Genomic DNA, 22,858 nt, shown 5'->3' with positions numbered 1-22,858 from the left:
AGTAAAAGGGCCTTCGTGGATGGAAGTCTTAAGAATGAAATCTCGGTAGTTACAAGCAAAGAATGGCCGCTGGATGAAAACCCTATCTCGTACGATTGGATCCATTCAAGAGGTATCTCGCCGAGAGGCTTCTACCGTTCAAAGCCAGAATTACCTGTCATAAACTTTTATCTAACAGAGTATTTTCAAATAACCCTCTCTCGTAATGCACTCAAGCAGATCTTTCATGATCTTCCGGATCGGCTCACCTCAGAACAAATGGAAATCAATAGGACGGGGTTGGTGGGCAGGCCATCCGGCCGGGACTTTATTGGGGCGGAAATAGAGAGGCGTGCGTTAGGGGGTGAGCGATACAAAACGTTAAAAGAGTGGGGGGACGTTCTGGAGAAATGGTATAACGATGTTTATTGCGGTAAAGGGCCGTCTGCTACTTCAAAAACTATTATCAATAGTTTCCGGTCGCGCTTGAAGGGTTTGGTCCTGAGTGCCGAGCAGAGGAAACGCTCAGAACCTCGCCCAAAATGAAAATATTGGGCGGCCTTTTTCGGGCGCTTCAGACGCGTCAGGTTCTGATCATCCGCTGACGTTCCGGCGGACTCGAAAGGACAGCAGTCATGAGCCTTCACACAGTTCAGGCGCCGCAGGGAGACCTGCGCGCGTCGCCGGAGAAGCTTGCCTACACGGTACCCCAGGCGCTGTACGTCACCGGATTGGGCCGGACGACCATCTACGGGCTGATCGCCGAGAGGAAGCTGCGCACGATCAAGGTGGGCTCTCGCACCCTCATCCCGGCTGACAGCCTGCGCGGCTACCTTGCCTCTCTTGAGCAGGAGGCCGCATAGCGCATGGCTCATAACAGCAGAACCCCCGCCGCGGGCACGGCGAGGGCTCTGGAAAATGTCTGCTTGGCGGCTGACGACTTCCAGATAGCACTCGATCCTCGCAAAATCCAGACTTCGCGCATTCTCTCGCGCTTCGCCTTCAGCCCCGCACTCGCGGCGGCTGTGGCCGACCTTGCCTTTGGGCAGACCAATGGGAGGCGCGCATGAGCGCCTTCCCTCTCAATCCCGACGACTTCACCTATGGCGATCCGGACAAGCTCCGGGCCGAGATCGCGGCACTGATGGCAGCCGTCGGCATGCGCTCGAACATCGTGGCGGACTACGCCGCGCTGCGCGACGATGCCGGCCTTCGCTACACGCTCCGCTGCGCAGCCGCCGAGTTTCGCGTCGCTCTCAGCTTGCTCGGCGACCTGACCGAGCAGACCGAACGCACCCGCAAGCGGCAGCAGCCGGATGCTGCTGCGCAGCCTCACTCAGGAACGGAGGCGCGGCGATGAGAGCGCAAGAATTCGCAGTCGAACTGGATCGGCTCGGTCCTGATACTGACCGCCATTATGAGCGGAATGAGCGCCGGCGCGAGGATGGCGATGGCCGGCGGGAGGCGAGGCCGGACCGGTTGCCGCTTTTCCCGCCACTGCCGCCTGCCGAGTCCTATCCGCTCGATGCTCTTGGACCCATCCTCGGCGAGGCGGCCCGCGCGATCGCTCGCAAGGTGCAAGCGCCGGCTGCCATAGCAGCACAGTCGGTGCTGGCCGCCGCCTCGCTTGCCGTACAGGCCCACGCCGATGTGCGTATGCCCTACGGCCAGCGCCGTCCGCTCAGCCTCTACCTCGTGAGCAGCGCATCGTCCGGCGACCGGAAGAGCACGACCGATAACGAGGCGCTATGGCCGGTCACCCGGCGCGAAGATGCGCTTCAGGAGATGTACGGTCGTGATCACCAAGAGTGGCTTGTCACCTACGCGGCATGGTCGGCGGAGAAGAAGAAAATCGAGGGCGACCGCAAGCTCGGGTTCGAGGATCGCCGCTTTGCACTCACGACACTAGGCCCAGAGCCACAACCGCCAATCCGACCGGTGCTGACCTCGGCAGAGCCGACGTTCGAAGGGCTGATCAAGAGCTGGCCATCCATGCCGGCGGCGCAGGGGGTATTCAGCGCCGAGGGCGGGCAGTTCACTGGCGGGCACGGCATGGCCCAGGAGAACCGCCTCCGCACAGCCGCTGGCTTCTCCGTGCTTTGGGACGGCAAGCCGGTCACCCGAGTGCGAGCGCTCGACGGCGTGTCGGTCCTGAAGGGGCGACGCCTCGCCATGCACCTGATGGTGCAACCGGAAGCGGCCGCAGCGTTCATGTCCGATCCTGTGCTGCGCGATCAGGGCCTGTTGTCCCGTATCTTGGTGGCGGCGCCCGACAGCATTGCGGGCACTCGCCTATTCCGAGTGGCGACGGCGGCGGACGCTGAGCAGATCCGCCGATACCATGCCCGGATGCTCAGCCTTCTGGAAGGCTGGCCCTCCGTCATCGACCATGCGCAAGGGCTTCAGCCACGCGAGCTGCCGATGAGCGAGGCGGCCGAAGCGCGTTGGCGCGATTTCTATAACTGGATCGAGGAACGGTCCGGTCCGCAGGGCGATCTTCGTTTGGTACGCGACTTCGCATCGAAGGCAGCAGAACACGCTGCCCGGATCGCCGGGGTGTTGGCCATCGTGGCGGACGAGCATGCGCTGGAGATCTCGGCTGAGATCATGACCGCCGCGGCACGCTTGGCCACTTGGTACACGGACGAGGCGACGCGTCTGCAGCAGGCGTGTCGCACTGATCCAGCGCTGCTTCGGGCTCAGGCCCTTCTGGACTGGTTGCGGGCGCGGGACGAGCAGGACGTGAAGTTCAGCGACATCTTGCGGCTGGGCCCTGCGCCGACCCGCACCAAGAAGGAAGCCGACGCCGCCGTTCGCACGCTGATGGAGCACAACCTCGTGGAGGAAGTGCGCGAGCGACCCCGCTTGATCCGAGTCGCCGGCGCTTCGACCCGATCATGACCGGCTTTCCAGAAATCGGAATGCCCCCTGCGAATGTTGCGAAAGCTGCGAAAGTTCGCGGTTTGAGCGCCTCGACCTTCGCAACTTTCGCAAGTTTCGCACGGGGTACCTAGAAATCCGCATTTTTGAAGCGAGCGCGAACGAAAGGGAAACGAGCAGTGGCGGACAGTGAAATTAAGCGCCTGGCGCTGGTCTACGAATGGCCCGAGGTCCGCGGCCTTCAGGTGGTGGTGACCGAAGCGACCGAGAGGCCGCAGAGCGTCACCCTAGCCATCATGGGCACCGATGACGGCTGGTCTGACGTGGCGATGATTGACCGCAGCGATGCCGGCGCGAGGGCGCGGGCGATATCGCTTGGGGAGATCATCCATGATGCGCTGGAGGCTGCCGAGATGACGTGGTTTCCCTGCGACATCGCTGCGTGATCAGGAAGATGCTGCCGATGCTGGATCACGACCGGTTCGAGAAGTGCCTTGCTCTTTCCCGCCGGGGAGCAACTGAAGGCGAGAGATCGGCTGGCCTTGCTGCAGCAACCCGCGTGGCTGCCTCTGCCGGCATGACGCTGGTCGAGGCTACTGCCTTCATCGAGGGCGTTGCACCGGCCGGGCCTCGCTCAGCACCACCGCCTCGCTCGTCACCATACCCTCGGCAGCCGTTCATTTGGCCTCGCAAGAAAGAGCCAGTGAAGCCGATCACCATTGAGGAGATCCTGGCGCAGAAGGCAGCCGACCTTGCGTGGAAGAAGAAGGCGGCCGCGCGCGAGGAGAAGCGGATGCGCAAGCTCTATGCGGAACAGGATCGAGATCACGCTACGATCCGAGAGACCCAAGCCGTGAAGGATCGCGAATGGGCTGAGGCGAAAGGGCACCCCGTGTAGAAGCGTGCGGGCTGCTTTGGTTGTGTGGGAGATCTAGCCAGATGTGCCGCAACATGGCTCAATCAAACTGTTCTTGATATTAGGTCCCAAGCTCACCCAGCCGATGCCGGTTTAATTGCCCCGGGCGCGATCCGCTTCCGCCGCCACGAAGGCGATGCACCGGGCGCGAGCCTGACTGTCAGCGATCCGTTCGAAGGCCTTCACGAGAGCGAGCGTTTCAGTCTCGCGCGTTGGCGAGTCGTTAGCGTCGAACAAAGCTGACACGGGTCGATCCAGCGCGCGTGCGATACGCTCCAAGCTCTCGCGTGCGGCGTTGGCAGTGCGAGGCTGTTTGGTCATATCGTCCATATAGCCCAAACGCGCCTATGCCTGATCAGTTCATCAGCACCCCAGCCTCTTTAGGGCCGAGCTTAGTGGCTAGGAAGCGCCCTACAACTATCAGAGCTTTTTGTATAACTTCAGCGCCGGCCTCGTCTCCAGTATCACTAGCTTCTAAGTATGCTGTAATAAAATCATCGACCATTGTATTAATGGCTTCATCTTCCATAGCTGATAAAAAATCAGCTCCCGATGTATGGTCGCTATCGTCTACAGAACGTGCCGCTATGTTTTCGAGTATCGCCCGAGAGGAATTGATTGCCTGTCTAGACGTAGACATTACGCTATAGAAAGCGTCCGCCGAGCTTCGCGAGCGATCAATACAGGCATAGGATCGTTCAAGAGCCAACTGAACGGCGGTGTCCTTGTATACCCTCTTCGGCATGTGCCAAGTTCCCGCTGCTAAACTAGCATTGCTCTCGACCGCGCTGTCCCGATCGATCTGGGTACGAAGCGAAACATCTTTGCTTTGAGTAAGTTCCAGCCCGTTCCCCCAAAAGAAAAGGCGCGCCGGGTAAGGGCGCGCCGAGGTTCGCATAGTTTCGACGCTCCCCAGGTCAGGAGCCATATCGCGGTAGCACGTAGCTTGGCCGTTAGCACGAACAAACCACCGACCCGCCGCGTGCTTGAGCATGCTGACCACGGTGGTGAAGGAGGGCTGGGGGGGGGCGTCGGACGAGATTTAGTGACGGTTGGTCCATAATCCGGAAAATTCAGGACAAGGGGTAAGATATTTTCTGGATTGCGCCGCTGCATCAATGGCGCGGTCCCTTCAGCCGGCCGGCGGGGACAAGATCAGCTTGCCAACGAAGGGTGCGTCCGCGTTGCGATTGCTGGTGCAGCCATAGGCTGACTCGCCCGCCTTCATGGTCCGTACCTTCAGGACGCCTTTGCCGTTCCGCTTGATCGTGTAGCCCTTCTCACTGGCGTCATGAGTCAGATCGCCGTCGGCATGCAGCACATGGCCATTCTCGAACTGGCCAGCGGCTGTGATCGTGACCGGCGTATCTGCCGTGCTGACGATGCTGATCGAGACGTTCGTGTCGGCCGGCAGCAGCAGCTCAGCCGGCGCGCACACTGGCTTCCCGTTCTCCATCGAGATGGCCAGTTCGACGGGCGGCACCACGTCACTCGCGGGAAGCGGCTTGGTCTGAGCGAAGGCTGGCCCGGCAATGAGTAGCGCACTGAAAGCGGCGAAGGTTGTCAGGCTGATGCGCATGGCGGTGATTTCCAATGCCGACAACAGGATGACGTGCCGAGCGTAGATGGAAGAGGGCGCGGGTTCAGTATGTTCCGTACGTCGGGACGCACTGAAAGAGAGCCGCCTACTAGAATTCGCATTCGTGTGGCAAGTTGCCGCGGAATTCACCCGCTGCACACAACAATAGACAACAGCGGATGACCGCGAACGACTGATCGGTATGGACAGCAGAAATCAGGCATTCGACTGGACTTGCTTAGTAGGATTTGAGCAAACATTGTCATGGCCACGCAATCGCGATGCCGTGGTGCCCCGATGCCTACCGCCATTCCCCGCCCCAGCACGCTCCGTCTCAAGGTCGAGACTGAACTCGCCAACGCCGTCGATACCGCTGCTCGCCAGCGCGGTCAGACCATGTCGGAGTTCGTCCGCCAGTCCGTCCGGGCGCAGCTCACCGCGCACGGTGTGCGCCTCAGCCCGACCAGTACCGACGACGGCCCCGGTCCCGCTCCGTCTGCCCCCGCGATGCGGCAGGCTGCCTGATGAGCGCCGGCATGACCCTTCCACGGGTGAACGTGCGCGAGACCCGCACCATCCAGCCCCGTGTCACCCTCGGGCTGCCGCGCCGCGCTCCCATCGCCACTCGGCCTGCTCCTCGCACGTCGGGCGAGATCGCGGCTGATCGCGACGCTGCGGTGGCTGAGCGCACCGCACTGGAGGCAAGCCGATCCGACCTGATGCTGACCGGCACCGCCGCCGACGTGGCCAGCCTCGACCACCGCATCGCCGTCTCTAAGGTCCGTATCGATCAGGCAGAGGCTCAGCACGCCGCGGCAATCATCGCCGAAGCCGCTGCCCGCACCAACCACGAAGCCGAGCAGGCCCGACGCAAGGCTCTGCGTAAGGCCGGCCTGAAGGCCAGCGCCGAGGTGGCGAAGCTGGCCGACGAGTATGTCGCTGAAGCGCAGCGCCTAGTGCCGGTGCTGTCGAAGATCCGAGAGCAGTCGGCGATCATCGCAGCGGCCAACGCTTCGCTACCCGACGGGGCTGAGCCGGTCCCGCCCGGTGAGCCTCGCTGCAGCTGGAACGACAACCCTGACCAGCCGCACAGCACGATCGCCAACCGCGTGAAGCTGCCGGGCCTCGGCCGCGACGCTGCCCCCATCTGGTGAGGACACCATCATGAGCATCAATCGACAGGACGTTGCGGACGGCGCTGCCTGGGCCCGTCGTGCCCTCCGGAAGCCAGAGGCGGCGACGACCGAGCGCGAGACCTCCCAGGCCGAGCGCATCACCGCTTGGTCGGCGCGGAACCGCGAGGCCGAGGCCGCGAACACTCAGACCCGCCCTGCGGTCGAGCAGACCCGGCGCGACCTTCACACGCCCGGCTCGGCCTTCGTGGTGGGCGGTGAGCGCTATGCAGCCGACGGCTCACGCTGGAAGCGCGTGGCCTGACACGAGATTGCGCGGGTCCAAACCCTACGGGGCTTTCTCCCCGCGCCATTGAGGGCGATCCGGTCAGCCCAACAGCGACAAGCCAGCCTGTTCGTTGCCTGATCTACGATCAAGAGAGCGATGAATACCAAGGCCGGCAAGACCGCCCGCTCTCCAAGCCAGCGGGATCATCGGAGATCGCGGCGGAGGGGTCACCCCGCTGCGGTCTCCTTCCCTAAGCGGAGACGCATCATGCCATCCAACCAGCCCAAGACGGTCGACGCCGAGCCAGCCCCGGATGCACCCACTGCGGTGAACTGGACCCCGCCCGTCGACCCCGGTGACGCTGGGGGCATGGGGAACAGCACCGAGCGCGCGATCGTCCCCGGCACGCTCCACGAGACCGCCGAGGATGTGAAGGCTCGCGGCGGGATGTGGGGTCGAGGGTGAGCGAGGGCCTGACCGGCCCCCCATGCGAGTTCCGGGGTCCTTGGTCGAGGGGCGGAGGGTCGGGGGTAAGCGCGACTGCAGTCTGTCACTAGCTACAAACTTTCAAATTCCTTTTTTATGTTTATGCCCGAGGCCAAAAATTGATTGAGACCGTCAACCGCAAACAGGTCGCAAGTCATTACGGCATAAGCCTTCCTACCGTGGACGCGTGGGTGCGAAAGGGCTGCCCGTTTGTTACCCGCGGAAGTAAAGGCGTCGAGTGGGAATTCGACTTAGCGGCGGTCCAAGACTGGGCAGCTCGGTTTTGGGCTCGACCCACTCAAGTCGTCACGCGAACCGGGTTGAAGTCTTTCAGCACGACCGAGAGAGCCGAAGTCGTGAAGGCATTCGGCCATGTCGCCAGACACATTGGAACGTGGGCGGCGGACATGGCGGTGAAGGCCGGCGGGTCGATCGAGATCGCCTACGCCCTGAACCAAATGCTTTGCATCCGGTTCGCGGACGAAGCCGAGGCGTATTTAGCTACACGAGGCGTCGCAGAAGTCGATCTCGTCGAGATGTTCTGTCGGAGAGAAGACGAGCCCGACTGGCAGTCTGCAGCTTTGGAAGCCGGCAGCACGTTCGATGAGGATGCCTGCGAGAAGTTCGTGGCTGGGATCGATTGGCTGAAGCCGTCTCCCGAAGTCCTGGAGGTTCAAGCCGCACGGCTCCGGGAGCGTGAGCGAACTACTATCCTGAAGGATGCCTCCCATGGCCGATGAACGCCTGCGCCTAGTCGCAGAAGTCCAGGATGGCTTCACCGGCCCTCTGGCGAAGCTGGAGACGGCGCTCGGCAGAGCGGCCAAGACAGGCACCCAAGCCGGCAAGGACCTGAAGCGCGACTTCGAAGGCTTCAACGGCGCACTCGGCAAGACCACTGCCGCACTGCAGGGAATGACGCCGGTGCTCTCCGGGCTCGGCCTCGTCGGGCTCAGTGCCGGTGTGTCGCTCGGGGCTGTCACGGCAGCACTCAGCGGCTTCTCGAAAGGCACGCAGCAGCTTGCCATCATGTCAAAGGAGACGGGCCTCGCCGTCGACCAGCTTCGGGCGTTTAGCGCCCTGGGGGAACGGTTCGGCGTGTCTGCCGAGACCATGCAGGGTGGCGTGCGCAAGTTCGCCGACGAGATGAGCCAGATGCGGAAGCGCTATGGCCAAACCTACTTCGACCTGCAGCAGATGAACCTTGGCGAGCTCGTCGAGAAGATGGTCAGCTCGCCGAACATGAAGGCGGCGCTCGACACCTTCATGGACTCGGTCTCCCAGATCGGCGACCCGGTGAAGCGCCGGAAGGTCGTCGAGATGATGCTCGGCTCGGACCAGATTGCCGCGGTAGCTGGCCAGCTGACCGGCCGCTACCGGGAGGTGATGGACGAGATCCTGAAGGCGCAGGGCCAGACCACGGACGCCCAGGTCAAGGCGGCCCAGCGGTTCGAGACGGCTCTCAGCCGGGTCCGCGAGAACATGGACGGCCTGCGCACGGAGGCCCTGGCCCCGCTGCTCGAACAGCTATCGGCCCTCGTCGAGAAGTTCGGCTCCGCCGAGTCGATGGCGGCCTTCGCCAAGCAGCTTGAGGAGATCGGCAAGTTCGCCCGCACTACGGTGCAGGAGTTTGAGGCGATCGTTCGCACCTACGAGAAGTTCAAGGAGTTCATCGGCCTCGGCGATCCGTCGAAGAACGTTGAGTTCAAGCCGCTCTTAAGCGGCGGCGGCAGCAAGCCGCTGACCCGTGGTGAACTGGAGGGCAAGCGCGACTCCATCGAGCAGCAGCGCAAGCTTCTGGACGCCAACCCGAACGCGCCGGACTACGCCCGCAAGCGCGATCGGATGACGGAGGAGCTTCGGCGCGTCGGCGACGAGCTTGAGAAGCTGCGGACCTCTGGCGGCGCTACGGCTCAGCCTTCTGGCTTCTCCGGTGTGACTGGCGGTGGCAACCCGCTGATACAGCGTGCCAGCTTCGGGCGCGGTGGTGGAGGCTCTGGCGGTGGCTTCTACGGCGTCGGCACCATTCCTCCGCTCGGCATGCCTGAGCCCGCAGGAGGCGCAGGGCACGGCGCCGCTGCCGGCCGGAGTAGTCCACCTCTGACGGGCGGCGGTGTGACACCGGAGTCTGCAGGTGTCCTCACGCCGCGAGGCACCGGGCGGGGCAACCCGCGCGCGGCACGCACGTCCGAGATGATGGCCTACGCGATGGACCAGCTTCGCCGGGAAGGCGTGCCGGAAGCTCACCTGAGGCAGTCCGCGGCTCATCTCGTGGGTCAGGCCACGATGGAAAGCGGGCTCGACCCGAACAAGGTCCACGACGGCGGCTCCGGCTACGGCATCTATGGAGCACGTGATCCGAAGGGCTGGGGCAATTACCGGGGCGCGCGGCGCAGCGCCATGGTGCGTTGGCTGGAGGCAAACGGCTACGCCCGCAACTCGGCTGAGGGCCAGATGCGATACATGACCCACGAGGCCATGGGCGGAGGCTATCCTCAGACCCGGCGCATTCTGATGGGCCAGGGCACCGGCGACATCGATCAGGACACCCACACGATCACGCGGAACTTTGAAGCTCCGCGCGTCGCCAACTATCGCGCAGGTGCCGTGCGTGCCGCTCTGAGAGCCGGCCCAGATGACCGGGCGCTCTCTGCCTCGCAGGCAGCCTCTCCGGCTCCCAACGAACGCCTCGGCGATCAGATGATGGGCCGCATGTTCGCACGAGAGGCCACGCCACCGCCGCCGCAGACCCACCGGATGACGATCGACCTCAACGGCTTCCCGCCCGGGACCCGGGCCCGCACCTCGATGGGCGACCTGTTCAGGGAGACGACCGTCTCGAAGAAAAGTCAGATGGAGGCGATCTGATGCCGGATCCCGATCTCATCTGCGAGGTGCGCACCGAGGGCGGCACCTACGGCGACTGGATGCAGGTCCAGGTCGAGCAGAACTTCATGAACGAGGGCTGGATCCGGTCATTCCGCCTCGTCTGCGCCGAGCCCAGCGCCGGGACGAATATGCGACTGAAGCCCGGCGACCGCGTCGACATCGCCCTGGCCGGACAGGTGGTGATCCAGCAGGGCTATATCCGCGATCGGCAGGCCGTGTTCGATGCCAACCGGCATGCCGTCCAAGTCACCGGCTACGGCAAAGCCGGACTGATCACGGAGGCCAGCATCAACGGCGGCACGGGGCAGTTCCGGGGCTACAAGCTCGATGCCATCGCGAACTCCGTCCTGAAGCCCTACGGACTCACCTTCCGCGTCCAGAACGGATCGGACGGCTGGGACATGCCTTTCCCGAACGTGATGGTCCGCTACGGCGAGACGCCCTTTGACCTGATCTCGCGGCTGTGCCGGCAGCGCAACCTGTTCTTCTACGCTGATGCGGCGGGGAACGTCGTGGCCGGTCCGAAGTCCGGCAGCAGCATGGTCGCCTTCGTCGAGGGCCAGAACATCCTCTCGGCGAACTGCCAGTTGCGCCACCTCGCGGTGGAGTCGCTGGTCTCGAACTCGCAGCAGCCCGGGTCTGACAGCCTGTTCGGCAGGTCAGCCTCCGAGATCCAGGCGAAGGCCACGGTGAAAGGCGGTACGCCCGGGGCGATCTGGAAGGTGCTGGCCGAGATGCCGCTCGACCAGAAAGGCACGCAGCTGCGGACGAATTGGGAAGCGGCCGTCCTACAGAGCATGGCCCTGCAGTTGCAGCTCACCTACGCGGGCTGGCTGAAGCCCAGCGTGGGCGGCCTCTGGGACCCGTCAGACGGCGTGACGGTGAAGTCCCCCATGCTGTTCCCTACAGAGAGCGCGACCGAGACGCTGAAGGTGGCCGGCTACGCCTACACGCAGGATGTGAACGCCGGCACGACAACGACGCTCGACCTAATCAACACGCTGGCCTGGGAGCAGCGCAAAGGCGACGCGACGAAGAACGATGGCTTCTACGACCTCGGCAATGCGCTGCGCAGCCGGAGGCGGCAACTTGAAATTGGAGCCGCTAGCCGCATTTCTCACGATCACCGAGATCAATCACCTTCCCTCGCTGGAATTCAGTCCCCGTCCAGATTAAGAATTCGGATTTGCAGCGTTCGTCTGAAACCCATTGAGCAGAAAGCAAGCGACTGTCGGTCTTGTAAGTCATATTAAGATACAGGTTGTCCTCACCGCCCAGCGGAAAGTTCATAACTCGCCCACTTTGGATATCGATGACATAGACGAAACGGCATCCGGCGCCGCAACCAATTTCGACAACTGATAGCTTGCCAGCGAAGTTCGGACCGGACTTAAACCCATCCATGATGCGCGTTCGATAGCTTGCGTATTGTCGATCTCGACCTCGGAAATCAGGTGGTGAGACTGTTCCTCGATAGGGTGCAGCAGGGTATTGAGCGAAATTCGGGGCTGTGGGCACCGAGGGATTGCTCGAAACTACCTTAGCTGGCGGGCCCTTCGCCGCGTCGTCAAAGCACCGCAGGCGAAGCAGCGAGTCTGCTACATTGCGACAGGCGGCAACGTCAGGGCTAACTTCCGCCCGTGCTGCCGAACCTGCGGCAGCGGTCAAGACAAGGGCGGCGAGGGCAATGCGCATCCCGGCAGGATAGCCGCCGGGGTGCGGTTGTCGAGGCTTCCAGTTCCCCGGCAGGGAAGCGCATTGCGCGCATGCCCCCTCCCGCTGTCCATCTTTGTCAGTCGTATTAGCAGCCGATGCAGACGTGCGGGTCCCACCCGAATTCTTTGATATGAATTTCCCGAGGGCGCCGAGCTTCTGTCGTGACGCTTAATTCTGGCAGAGCCACCGTCTCGATGCTCCTACTGGTCACTGATCGGCCCTGAGCGCCCGGCATCTCCTGGACGGATGAGCGCTGAATGCTGCCGGTCTGATCGATTTCGGCTGAGATCGCTCCGGTCGCCAGGATGCTAGCGACCAGGCCTATAGCGATTGCACGGGCTGCGAACATTGGGGCTCCTCGCTGCTCGATGACAGCGAGGGAGAACTGGGACCAATCGGTTTAGTTTCGCTTACCCTGACGGTGTTGGTGCCTCACCACACACGAGGCAGCCGGTGTGATTGTGCCCACCGCCTGGACCTCTGCGGTCTGCCTGCTCCGAGCGGTACATCGCCTGCGGCATCATCGCTTCACGGTTGCACTGCAGATTTTTGTTGCAACCTGTGGATTTTGTGGCCACCGTGTTTTTAACATTTGACAGAAAAGATCTCGGGATGAACTTCGCCTTCAGCGCTCCGATCCTGCTCTGCACGTGCTGGCTTGCCGGCACCGTCGAGTTCGCAATCTGGTGCCACCAGGCGCCCAAGGCTGATGTTTCGAGCGACTAGGCCGACCAGCTCATGACGGAGCATACCCGCCGGATGTCGAAGGCGTTGCGGGCTTTGAAGGCGCGTCCCTTGCATCAATCGGCGCAGCTTCGATATGAGCAAGCTTCGCAGATGCCCATGGCCGGCGTTCTTGCCAATCGTCGGGGAACCCCATCGCCGCAAGGGTCACGTTCGGCTTACCATCTAGGATGGTAGCGAGCCTTTGCGGCCAAGGTGAAGCAGGGTCAATGCGAGATAGCAGGTGCCAGACAACAGCGCAAACCGAATAGAGCTTATCCTGTGAGGTATCGGGCCAGACCTTATTGTACATTTTTGGTATCTTAGGCTTAATGGTGAAGCCTTTATTCCAAACTCGTCCATGATGAGCGCAGACGTTGCGAGCAAAACTTAGTGAGTGCAGCCAGCTCTCTAAAATATCGTGTTGCAAGCCGAATTGGTCAGCTACCGACTTTCTAATCGTTCCCTTTGATAGCTTGTAGACCTTTGATAGAGCGCCAAAAGAAAATAGCTCCATCATCATCCAACAAGGAGGATACGGATTAGAATATTTATTCATGAAATGATTTATAAAAACATGCTGATGGTCTACTGTCTTGTCTCCAATGTATTTATCTATCATCTCTATTATCTGGGCATGACGCCCGCGATCAAAGTTTACTGGCTCGCAAAGCCAAAACGCGCCGTGCGCAGTAGCGGCTTCATGCGAAAGCTTAGATTTGATGGATATTTCTATTCTTTCCAAGGCACGAGATAATAAGGCCCGCAGCCTTCGATCAAACTCATACAATTTCACTACGTCGTCAAATGTCACGCCCGCGCGCATTTTCTCGCGCTGCGGATCATTGGGGTCTAGATAGTATTTGTAAAATCCGGAAAGCCTGTAGTAGCCAACATTAGAAATGAAAGCTTCTGCTACAGCAGGGTCAGCAACTTCCAAGCCCCTGACTCTTAGTAACTCTACCTGTTCACCGATAGTTATTGGCGGCTTATCGAAATCTACTTTAGACAACAAAAAACCCCCCTGAGGCGCTTCTACGAGAGGCGTGGGGGGTGTTATTGAGGCTGAAAATAACCACCGCCCTTCCTCAGTCAAGTGGTACTTTAACGCATGACTCCAGGTTGTGGACAAGTGGTGTGGCTTCGCACTACTCTTAGGTCTGGGGTTACGCGAGAGCCCTCTGCTGGTACCCCTTCCACTGCCGTGAAACGGGGTGCGTGATGGCGTGTCGGGTAGCTACCCCAGGGTCACAGAGCCGTCGGTCTGATTGACCGCTACGACGCGAGGACCGCGGACATCCGGATCGCGCTGTTCCCAGGCCGACAAGGCAGCGTTGGCACCCTCGACGATTGCACCCGTGGAGCCGCTGCCGATCTGCGGGCGGATCGCCTCGACCAGCTGCGTGACGATTGTCTGCTCCTCAAGAGGATGTGCCGGCATCGACCGAATGACGCGCATATCGGCAGCGCCGTCATAGACCTAACAACCAATGCAAACGCTAGAATTAAACCCGCGGCCGGTAGGAATATGGGATCGCCTGCTTATGCCGCGCGACAGTGACCTTCCGGCAATTCCAGAATTCAGATATCCGTAATAACTTGCTCTATTGGATTGAATGCCGCGCTGAATTTGCATGTTGAGAGTGTTGTAATTAGAAACATTGTTCTGATGAAGCGCGCGCATATCACCTTGGTAGGCAAACGATGCGTTGGCAGCGTTTGGATCGTTTTGTTGGACTTGAGATAAAGCAGGAGTTGATAGGAATAGGATCAACCCAATACTATGGAAAATATTGACTCTCATGGCTCAGCCTTTTGTTAGAGGTTGCATCCTTGTGTTGTCGACGCACTAGATGCCAGCCAAGTTCCAGTCGCTCGGCGCAGAGATTTTTTGAGAAGGGCGACGCTCGTGCCGCTTATTTCGAGCTGCCCTTCGCCTTCAGTTGCTCGGCATCCCTGACTAAGCGCGCCGCCCTCTGCCGAGCCAGATTGGTCTCAGCTACATTCGCCGGCGGCTCCTCGGCAGGCATGGAGATGGGTTGGCTCTGCCGCCTAGCGAAAGCCGCTTCGGCTTGCTTCCACTCTTTGCTCTGATTTTCGGACAGGATGTGTTCCTCGGGTTGGGAACAGCTTCAACGTCAGCTCGCCCCTCTCGGATCCTCACGGTGCCGCACGTACCCCTGGCCGGGCGCGGTGGTATGTCAAAGATCCGGCACGTCCGCGTCGAGCCAGTCCGCCGCTGCTTTCAAGTTCGGGAACTTGTGCGCCTCACTTGTGAAAGGCGCTGGAAAGGGCGGGCTGTCGGCGAGCGGTTCGGCTGTCCAATCGCCTTCGTACCCGTCCCGCGACACATCACGGACCAAGCTGCCGACCACCGCGCCGTCGAGGATGAGATCGAAGCTACCAGGGGCGAGGCGTTTAAGGGTGTAGGGCATCGAGTTTCCAAATTGGACGCCGCGCCGCGCGACATCAACGTGGCAACGCCGGGGCGAGGATGTCAGTTCGCGCCCTCAGGATCCTCGCGGTGGCGGACGTAGCCCTGGCCGGTGAGCCAGTCGTCGACAGCTTTACGAATGGCAGCTGTTCGTGTTGGCTTAGGGTCGGGCTGATCGGCAATCCAGGCGTCGAGCGGGCGGAGCTGATCCGGGAGCATTCGAACGCCAATCGTGTGGCCCGTGCCTGTCGTGGCCGGACGTCCGCGTTTTTTCGCGCTAGCGCTAATTGACGAGCCCATGATTTGACGCTAGCGTGAATGACGAGCCGGGACAAGGCTGGAACCCTTGCCACGGCTCTAACCCCACCACTCTGTTGAGGAGAGCGGCATGGCTAGCCACGCCCATAGCACACGCACGCCCTTATTACCCGAGGCTGGCGCTCAATCGGCCTTATTACCCCGCGGGGCCGGCAGGCAGCCTGGCCCAGTCACCCTAGCCCTGCGCGCCATGCGAACTGCCGACCCGGATCAGGCCGCGCACGACGCTATCGAGGCGATACGCCTAGGCCTGGATCGCCACTTCTCCGAGGCTGACTATCGGCGCCTCAAGACGCTTCGCAGGAGCGTCGCGGATCGCATCGAGTCGGATCTTGCCTTGCTCGACATGCTGGCGGGCGACGTGGACCTTGAGCCTTCCCTAGGCGCCCCTGAGGCAGCCACTCACACTTATCGCGATCACGGACCGCTGCTCGCGTGGGGCAGTGGCGCGACCGACGACCGTGAGGACAGCGCCGACGACGACCGGGAGGAGGAGAACGAACACGGCGGCGACGTGCAGGACGAGCCGCATGATGCCGAAGTAGACGAGCGCGACACCGCACCCGAGTGGGCTGGCGTCGGAGAGCATACGTTTTCGGCTTGGGGAGTGCCTGCATGAGCACGCCATCCAAGGTTTCGGCCTCTCTGCAGGAGATGGAAGACGACATCTTTGATGTTCGTCGCTGGTCGCACCTAGTCGACGCTCTCGGAAGCGCCGGGGTCATGATTGATCCAGGCGCGCTGAATGTCCTAGCCGTTCCACTTCGCGAATTGGGCGCGCGTTTAGAGACGCGCTGGATGGAAGCCTATCGGCAGTCGGGTGGCGAGCCATGAGGCCGATCCCGTCCTACCTTGCCGTTGTCCCGTCCACAGGAAAGCGGTTTAAGCGCCCCAAGCGGCAGGCGCCGAAGCCTGTTCCGACTGCGATGGCTCTTGGCGAAGCGCAAATGTTGCTGCGGCAAGCCGAGTATGCCGACACGGTGTTGCGAACGCTCGTCGCCCAAGCGATGCGCGGCGATCCGGTGGTGACGATGGCGTTAGCTCGACACGCGAGTGTGGAGATTGGCGCCTTGATCGCACAGGCTCGGCACGCAGCGCAGAGGGTCGTGCAATGCGCATGATCCTCGCCTACCTCGCCATCGCGAACATCCGGTGGGCTCGTGCCGACATCGCACGATCCGAAAGGCTCGCCGACGAGGCTGACGCGGCGTTGCTGCGGTCTCGGGGGCGCGTGCGCGTTGCCGATGCCTTGGCGACCCGCGCGGGCCTCGGCCCTAGGTTCTCGCACCTTCGCTAATACCCTGGCCCGGCCAGTCGCGGGCGAGGGGTGGTGAAACGCCACCCCCTTTCAGTCGAGCCCGGCCGGGCCTCACGAACGCCTAAGCTGAACTTAGGTCGCGCTGACGTTCGAGCGGAAAATTTGTTCGCCATCGTCCACGTAGGTTCGCGCCTGAAATGTGGTTTCATATGTGGGTAGGTCAGTCGTCGATAAGGGTATCATTATGAAGCGTATACAGAATTACTGCTCATCAAGCGGACGCCCTCGCCGCCTTCCTGGAGGCGGCTGGCCGCGGCCGCCGCGTCGACGAGGATGCCATCGTCGTGGCCTAAAACTCGATCCTATGACGCGCCCCTGCGGTCGTGGTGATCGCAGGGGTAGGTACAGTGACGCAGACGAAAGATGCACGCGCGGGTTGCGCGGATCGCACTCAGCCACCGGGTTCGGCTAGCGACCGACGATCCAGCCCTCCCAAGCTGCAACCTCTAGTCCGACTTGCGTCACCGCCTCCGGCGCGCGCTTCTCAACCACCTCAATCATGGCGAGGAGGCCGGCAAGCGCATCGAACGGGTCCTCGCCCGAGCTGCTCGCGCCGAAGCCGTCCAAGAGCGGCTCGCGCGCTTCGCCGAGATCCACCCCGGCCGCCGATGACCACGCTATAATTGAGGCCGCCTTCGAGCGGCGATCAGCCTGCGAAGTCTTGCTCTCGCGTCGGCCAAACGGCGCTCCGAGGATAAAGTATGCGTCCGCCGGGTAGGTCTCTGCCAGAACAAGGCCACTGCGGGCGGAGAGTGCCCGCAGGTCGCCGTCGAACGGCCATAGCGTTGCCCCTTGCGCGAGGGCAGGTCGGACGACCTCCTGCCAGCCCGAAGTCGCGGCGCGGCCGACTTGGTTGCCGCCCAGCGTCCAGAACACCGAACAGGCCTCGCGTCGACCGGGGCCGCCGCGCTCACACTGGCGCAATAGATCGGAAAAGCTCGCGACGCCGATGCCGCTTGTCAGCGTAGACCGCGAAACGCCCTTGGTAGCGGTGCGGGGATAGAACGGGCGCCGGAACGTGACGTCGTCCGACTGCGCGCTGACATTGAAAAAGTCCTCCCAACCGGGCTTATGACCTAGCGCGGGTAGTGCCTCGCGAAAGCCTGAGAACTCGGTAAGCAAGCCGTAGGCAAGCGGCAGCCCTATCGAAAAATCAAATCCGGCAAGGACGCGGCGTGATCTGCCAGTATCGATGAGGGCGTCGACGAATAGATCTGATCGTCCGACCCGCCGCGGTCCGACCACGACCCAACCCGCCGAAGTACGCCACGCCGACGCAACCCATCGCTTCGAAGCTCCCGTACTCCAATCTGCGTGATGCAATTCGTCAAACATCGGGCCCATCCGTAGGTGCTTTTGCGCATCGGAGTCATCTGCACCCACCGCCGAGTGTCATCGCCTCTGCTCCAATTCGGGCAAGAGAACGAGCCGCCCCACAGGATGATCCGCGTCGCGCCTAGGACTATTTTACCAAGAAATGTCAAACCTGGGGCTGTCCTGGGGAAATGCCGCAGGCATCTTAGACAAAGAAATTGCAACGGGTGATGCATCGTGTCTTGGACATATGAGGATTACGGCCTGCCCGATATAGCTCGCCCGCCGTCGGTCGGTTAGTTCGGGTGGCCGATCATGTGCCCGACCCAGATGTTACGCGCGACGAGGTCCGCCGCGATGTCCCGGATCGTGTCGCCGACGAAACGGGCCGCGAGGCCGACAGGCCGGTCGGCCGGGTAAGCGATCACCAGCTTCCGCGACGGGATCGGATCGACCAGCGGGGAGACGCTGAGCTCGCCCCGCTCGACTAGAGGATAGAGCGGTGCAAGAGGCAGGATCGTCGATCCGAGGCCGGCCCGGACCAGTTTGATCATCGATTGGAACGAATCGGTTTCAATAGCGGAGGACAGGTCGAGGCCGGCTTGGCGTGCGCACTCGTCGACGATGTCCCGCAACCGATGGCCGACGCTCGGAAGGATGAGTCGTTCCTGGGCGAGTTCGGAGAACGGGATCGCTCGATCGAGGCGCAAGCCCCTCTTGGCCGAGCCGACGAGGAGAAGGTTTTCGACGAGTACCGGATCGATCTTCAACGAACGGATCGCAGGCAGGTTGTAGATGACTGCGATGTCGACCTCCCCCCGCTGGAGGAAGTTCAGCATGTGCCCGCTGAAGGCTGCCGACAGCCGTACGTTCAGATGCGGATGCGCCTCCCGGATCATCTGGACCAGCGGCACCGTTACGATCTCTGCCACGGTCGGCGTTGTCCCCACCGAGACGGTGCCGCGGTACGAACTGCGCCGATCCAAGGCGAGATTGCGGATGGCGTCGATCTCGGCGAGGACGCGCGTGGCATGGTCCAGGACCTCGTGGCCGATCTCGGTGATCGCCATGCCGCGGCCATGGCGCTCGAACAGGTAGGTGCCGAGTTCCTGCTCGAGGAGACGGATCTGCCGGCTGAGCGCGGGTTGTGCGATGCCCAGGCGTTCCGAAGCTTTGCTGACGCTCCCGAGTTCGGCGACGTGAATCATCGTCTTGAGCTGGGTGATGTCCATGAACGCCGCCTCGATGACATCCCTCCGGCATACCGATCAGGCCTGGGTTCGATCAAGACGATGCCGCCATGTGATCGCTTGACCTTACTCTTCGACCTCATCCCTCAACGAGGCGTCGACACACGTATATCCGGTGCAAGTGCTTGCAGAAAAATGTTATTTGGCGACCGCTGGCGCGCCCGTCCCGGAGCGGTCGGCAAGCCATATCAATTCGGCATTCCAGGTAGAGGATCGCCCGATCTTCCGGGGCGGAAACATCAGGCCTACGGTCGGTACTCGGCCGCGTGCGGACGTCGGAGATCTGCGCGGCGGCGGAGGTCGACGCCGTGTGCAAGCGTAGCGGCATCGGCCGAGAGAACGGCTAGTCCGCAATCGACGCGTACCACCAGGCCAAGAGTATCTGGATCAACCTCGCGCAGGACGTGCCGAACTCGTTCGTAGTGCTCTGGCGCCCGTCGGGGCGCACGATGTCGATCATCGACAATCCCGTCAGGGTGAGGAAACGCGATGCAGACCATTGACCACGGCAGCTATCCTGACATCCGCGACGCGGTCCGCGCGCTCTGCTCCGAGTTCCCTGCGGAATATCATCGCAAGATCGATGAAGCCCGAGGCTATCCCGAGGCCTTCGTCGACGCCCTGACGAAAGCGGGCTGGATGGCCGCCCTGATCCCAGAGGAATACGGCGGCTCGGGCCTAGGCCTGACAGAAGCCTCCGTCATCATGGAGGAGGTCAACCGCTCAGGCGGCAATTCCGGCGCCTGTCACGGGCAGATGTACAACATGGGCACGCTTATCCGGCACGGGTCCGAGGAGCAGCGCCGCAAGTACCTGCCCCGGATCGCCGCCGGCGAGTTGCGCCTGCAATCCATGGGCGTGACCGAGCCGACTACCGGCACGGACACCACGCGGATCAAGACGACCGCCGTACGCAAGGGTGACCGCTACGTCATCAACGGCCAGAAGGTCTGGATCTCGCGCATCCAACATTCCGATCTGATGATCCTGCTCGCCCGCACGACGCCGCTCGATCAGGTCAAGAAGAAGTCCGAGGGCATGTCGATCTTTATCGTCGACCTGCACGAGGCGCAGAGGAAGGGCATGGCGGTCCGGCCGATCCTCAACATGGTCAACCACGAGACCAACGAGCTGTTCTTCGACGACCTTGAGATCCCAGCCGAGAACCTGATCGGCGAGGAGGGCCAGGGGTTCAAGTACATCCTCACCGGCCTGAACGCCGAGCGCGTCCTCATCGCCGCCGAATGCATCGGCGACGGCTACTGGTTCATCGATAAAGTCACCGCCTACACCAAGGAGCGTACGGTGTTCGGCCGGCCCATCGGGCAGAACCAGGGCGTGCAGTTTCCGATCGCCGAGAGCTTCATCGAGGTCGAGGCGGCCAACCTTATGCGCTACGAGGCCTGCCGCCTCTACGATGAGAATCTCCCCTGCGGGGCTCAGGCCAACATGGCGAAGTACCTCGCCGCCAAGGCGTCCTGGGAGGCGGCCAACGCCTGCATCCAGTTCCACGGCGGCTTCGGCTTCGCCTGCGAGTACGACGTCGAGCGCAAGTTCCGCGAGACGCGCCTCTATCAGGTGGCGCCGATCTCCACGAACCTGATCCTGTCCTACGTCGCCGAGCACGTCCTCGGCCTGCCTAGATCCTTCTGAGGAGAACCGTTCCGATGCGTACCGGTCTTCCCCTCAACGGCCTTGTGGTCGTCGCCATCGAGCAGGCGGTGGCCGCGCCGTTCTGCTCCTCCCGGCTCGCCGACGCGGGTGCGCGCGTCATCAAGGTCGAGCGGCCGGAGGGCGATTTCGCGCGCGGCTACGACGACGTCGTGGCCGGCGGGCAGAGCAGCTACTTCGTCTGGCTCAACCGCGGCAAGGAAACCGTGGTGATCGATCTCGCCACCGAGTCCGGCAAGGAAAGCCTGCGAACCCTCGTCGCGGGCGCTGACGTGCTGATCCAGAACCTGAAGCCCGGCGCACTCGACCGCCTCGGCTTCGGCACCGAGACCCTCTGCCGCCAGCACCCTCGACTGATCGCCTGCTCGATCAGCGGCTACGGCGAGACCGGGCCACTCGCTAGCCGCAAGGCCTACGACCTGCTGATCCAGGCAGAATCCGGCCTCTCGTCGATCACCGGAGGTCCGAACGAACCGGCCCGTGTCGGCATCTCCGTGGTCGACATCGCTACCGGCGCCACCGCCCACGCGGCGATCCTGGAGGCGCTAATCGGGCGCGGCATCACCGGACGGGGCGCCGACATCCGCATCTCGATGTTCGACGTCATGGCGGACTGGCTCACCGTGCCGCTACTCCATCAGGAAGGCGGCCGGCCGCCCAAGCGCCTTGGCCTCGCCCACCCCTCGATCGCCCCCTACGGCGTGTTCTCGACAAGCGACGGCAAGCGGCTGCTAATCTCGATCCAGAGCGACCGCGAATGGATCAAGTTTTGCGAGCTGTTCGTCGGCGATGCGACGGTCGGCAAGGACCCGCTCTTCGCCACGAACGTGGCACGAACCCGCAACCGCGCCGAGACCGACGCTTTGGTGGCCCGCGCCTTCGCTGGTCTCGACGCGGACGCGGTGGTCGCCCGGCTGACACAGGCTGACGTGGCGTTCGCCTCCGTCAACGACATGGCGGCGCTCGCCACCCATCCGCACCTGCGGCGGATCACCGTCGAGACGCCGTCCGGCCCCGTCGCCTTCCCGGCCCCGGCTGCGCGCGTCGAGGGTGCGGAACGCGCATACGGCGCGGTGCCGGGCCTCGGCGAGACCAAGGGCACCAAGTCGTGAACGCGCAGGCGGTCGGCCCGGTGGATGTCGCGCATCTGCAAGCCTGGATCGGGCGAACGCGCGAGGGCGAGGACGTTGTCACTCGTCGCATCCTGGCCGAATACGAGGCAACGCTGGCGCCCCACCTCGCGCCGACGGCAGATGGCGCGGCGCCGCCCGCCCTGCACTGGTGCCTCGCCCCGGAAACGCCGCGGGCTGATACCCTCGGACCCGATGGCCACGCGGCCAAGGGCGGATTCCTGCCGCCGGTGCCATTGCCGCGGCGCATGTGGGCCGGCGGCGAGATTGAGACACTGGACACCCTGCGCCTGGGCGACACCATCCGTCGGCGCGAAACCGTCCGCGACGTGGTGATGAAGGAGGGTCGCAGCGGCCGCCTCTGCTTCGTCACCGTCGACCACGCGGTCACGACGGATCGCGGTCTCGCGATCCGCGAGCGCCAGGATATCGTCTACCGCGAGGAGGCTGGCCGCACAGACAGAACCGAAGCAGCGCGGAGCACACCGGAGGAAGGGTCCACAATCTGGTCTGTCCCCGCGACCCCGACGCTGCTGTTCCGCTACTCCGCGATGACGTTCAATGGGCACCGCTTCCACTACGACCGGCCCTACGCCACCGACGTGGAAGGCTATGCTGACCTCGTCGTGCACGGGCCGATGCAGGCGAGCCTGCTGATGAACCTCGCTGCCACGCTGATCGGCCACACGCCGCAGCGTTTCGCATATCGCGGGTTGGCTCCGATGACCGCAAATCAGGTCTTTCGCGTCTGCGGCCGCCTTGATGCGGCCGGCGGCTTCTCCGGGTTCACGCTCGATGCCGAGGACCGGATCTGCATGCAGGCGAGCACGACGCACGCGGGCGCGGTCTGAGCCGGG

At 62.6% G+C, this 22,858-nt stretch carries 22 protein-coding genes; 15 read left to right on the top strand and 7 right to left on the bottom strand.

What is annotated here, in order from left to right:
- Positions 1-614: 614 nt before the first annotated feature.
- The 5 genes from FV227_RS06035 (at position 615) to FV227_RS06020 (ending at position 3,757) form a co-directional block, all read left to right on the top strand.
- Positions 615-842: an excisionase family DNA-binding protein gene (locus FV227_RS06035; RefSeq protein WP_147858545.1), complete on the top strand. Its 228-nt coding sequence runs from the start codon at positions 615-617 to the stop codon at positions 840-842.
- Between the two features lie 203 nt (positions 843-1,045).
- Entirely contained in the window at positions 1,046-1,339 is a 294-nt protein-coding gene (locus FV227_RS28860) for a hypothetical protein (RefSeq protein ID WP_187274705.1), read from the top strand.
- Entirely contained in the window at positions 1,336-2,880 is a 1,545-nt protein-coding gene (locus FV227_RS06030) for a YfjI family protein (protein WP_187274704.1), read from the top strand. Before FV227_RS28860 ends, FV227_RS06030 begins: the two co-directional genes overlap by 4 nt.
- A 158-nt stretch (positions 2,881-3,038) precedes the next feature.
- Positions 3,039-3,305, top strand: a complete 267-nt coding sequence (locus tag FV227_RS06025) for a hypothetical protein (protein ID WP_147858543.1) — start codon at positions 3,039-3,041, stop codon at positions 3,303-3,305.
- Between the two features lie 8 nt (positions 3,306-3,313).
- The gene (locus FV227_RS06020; protein WP_147858542.1) at positions 3,314-3,757 is read left to right on the top strand and encodes a hypothetical protein; all 444 of its coding nucleotides are present in this window, start codon (positions 3,314-3,316) and stop codon (positions 3,755-3,757) included.
- 373 nt (positions 3,758-4,130) lie between these two features.
- Here the strand turns inward: FV227_RS06020 and FV227_RS06015 are convergent, their stop codons facing one another.
- A complete protein-coding gene (locus tag FV227_RS06015; protein WP_147858541.1) occupies positions 4,131-4,673 on the bottom strand; it encodes a hypothetical protein in 543 nt (180 codons plus the stop codon).
- 234 nt (positions 4,674-4,907) lie between these two features.
- A complete protein-coding gene (locus FV227_RS06010) occupies positions 4,908-5,354 on the bottom strand; it encodes an anaerobic typically selenocysteine-containing protein (protein WP_147858540.1) in 447 nt (148 codons plus the stop codon).
- Between the two features lie 524 nt (positions 5,355-5,878).
- Here FV227_RS06010 and FV227_RS06000 point away from each other — a divergent pair.
- The 5 genes from FV227_RS06000 (at position 5,879) to FV227_RS05980 (ending at position 11,380) form a co-directional block, all read left to right on the top strand.
- Positions 5,879-6,508: a hypothetical protein gene (locus tag FV227_RS06000; RefSeq protein WP_147858538.1), complete on the top strand. Its 630-nt coding sequence runs from the start codon at positions 5,879-5,881 to the stop codon at positions 6,506-6,508.
- Positions 6,509-6,518: 10 nt separating this feature from the next.
- Entirely contained in the window at positions 6,519-6,791 is a 273-nt protein-coding gene (locus FV227_RS05995) for a hypothetical protein (RefSeq protein WP_147858537.1), read from the top strand.
- Between the two features lie 569 nt (positions 6,792-7,360).
- A complete protein-coding gene (locus tag FV227_RS05990) occupies positions 7,361-7,981 on the top strand; it encodes a terminase small subunit (RefSeq protein ID WP_147858536.1) in 621 nt (206 codons plus the stop codon).
- Positions 7,971-10,106: a phage tail tip lysozyme gene (locus FV227_RS05985; protein WP_147858535.1), complete on the top strand. Its 2,136-nt coding sequence runs from the start codon at positions 7,971-7,973 to the stop codon at positions 10,104-10,106. Before FV227_RS05990 ends, FV227_RS05985 begins: the two co-directional genes overlap by 11 nt.
- Entirely contained in the window at positions 10,106-11,380 is a 1,275-nt protein-coding gene (locus FV227_RS05980) for a phage baseplate assembly protein (RefSeq protein WP_147858534.1), read from the top strand. The genes FV227_RS05985 and FV227_RS05980 overlap by 1 nt, the downstream gene beginning before the upstream one ends.
- A 1,199-nt stretch (positions 11,381-12,579) precedes the next feature.
- Here the strand turns inward: FV227_RS05980 and FV227_RS05975 are convergent.
- The 3 genes from FV227_RS05975 to FV227_RS05960 form a co-directional block, all read right to left on the bottom strand.
- Entirely contained in the window at positions 12,580-13,506 is a 927-nt protein-coding gene (locus tag FV227_RS05975; protein ID WP_187274702.1) for an Abi family protein, read from the bottom strand.
- 297 nt (positions 13,507-13,803) lie between these two features.
- On the bottom strand, positions 13,804-14,025 hold the full coding sequence (locus FV227_RS05970) for a hypothetical protein (protein ID WP_187274701.1): 222 nt from the start codon (positions 14,023-14,025) through the stop codon (positions 13,804-13,806).
- Between the two features lie 742 nt (positions 14,026-14,767).
- On the bottom strand, positions 14,768-15,001 hold the full coding sequence (locus tag FV227_RS05960) for a hypothetical protein (protein WP_147724727.1): 234 nt from the start codon (positions 14,999-15,001) through the stop codon (positions 14,768-14,770).
- 507 nt (positions 15,002-15,508) lie between these two features.
- On the opposite strand from FV227_RS05960, the gene FV227_RS05950 reads away from it, so the two are divergent.
- Together FV227_RS05950 and FV227_RS05945 are read left to right on the top strand one after the other, a co-directional pair.
- Complete coding sequence (locus FV227_RS05950; protein ID WP_147724731.1) at positions 15,509-15,937, top strand: hypothetical protein; 429 nt, start codon at positions 15,509-15,511, stop codon at positions 15,935-15,937.
- Positions 15,934-16,152 (top strand): hypothetical protein, encoded by a 219-nt coding sequence (locus tag FV227_RS05945; protein WP_147724733.1) that lies wholly within the window; start codon positions 15,934-15,936, stop codon positions 16,150-16,152. The genes FV227_RS05950 and FV227_RS05945 overlap by 4 nt, the downstream gene beginning before the upstream one ends.
- An 892-nt stretch (positions 16,153-17,044) precedes the next feature.
- Here FV227_RS05945 and FV227_RS05935 read toward each other — a convergent pair.
- The gene (locus tag FV227_RS05935) at positions 17,045-17,971 is read right to left on the bottom strand and encodes a DUF429 domain-containing protein (protein ID WP_147858531.1); all 927 of its coding nucleotides are present in this window, start codon (positions 17,969-17,971) and stop codon (positions 17,045-17,047) included.
- Positions 17,972-18,246: 275 nt separating this feature from the next.
- A complete protein-coding gene (locus FV227_RS05930) occupies positions 18,247-19,182 on the bottom strand; it encodes a LysR substrate-binding domain-containing protein (RefSeq protein WP_147724738.1) in 936 nt (311 codons plus the stop codon).
- A 507-nt stretch (positions 19,183-19,689) separates the two neighbouring features.
- On the opposite strand from FV227_RS05930, the gene FV227_RS05925 reads away from it, so the two are divergent.
- The 3 genes from FV227_RS05925 to FV227_RS05915 are packed head-to-tail and all read left to right on the top strand — an operon-like array spanning position 19,690 to position 22,852.
- Entirely contained in the window at positions 19,690-20,853 is a 1,164-nt protein-coding gene (locus FV227_RS05925; RefSeq protein WP_147724740.1) for an acyl-CoA dehydrogenase family protein, read from the top strand.
- Positions 20,854-20,867: 14 nt separating this feature from the next.
- Positions 20,868-21,983 (top strand): CaiB/BaiF CoA-transferase family protein, encoded by a 1,116-nt coding sequence (locus FV227_RS05920; protein WP_147724742.1) that lies wholly within the window; start codon positions 20,868-20,870, stop codon positions 21,981-21,983.
- Positions 21,980-22,852: a MaoC family dehydratase N-terminal domain-containing protein gene (locus tag FV227_RS05915; RefSeq protein ID WP_246686422.1), complete on the top strand. Its 873-nt coding sequence runs from the start codon at positions 21,980-21,982 to the stop codon at positions 22,850-22,852. The genes FV227_RS05920 and FV227_RS05915 overlap by 4 nt, the downstream gene beginning before the upstream one ends.
- Positions 22,853-22,858 lie beyond the last annotated feature (6 nt).

This window comes from Methylobacterium sp. WL119 (genome assembly GCF_008039875.1).
GTDB lineage: Bacteria > Pseudomonadota > Alphaproteobacteria > Rhizobiales > Beijerinckiaceae > Methylobacterium.
Note: the sequence above shows the minus strand (reverse complement) of the source record. Positions and strands in the feature narration are given on the sequence as shown.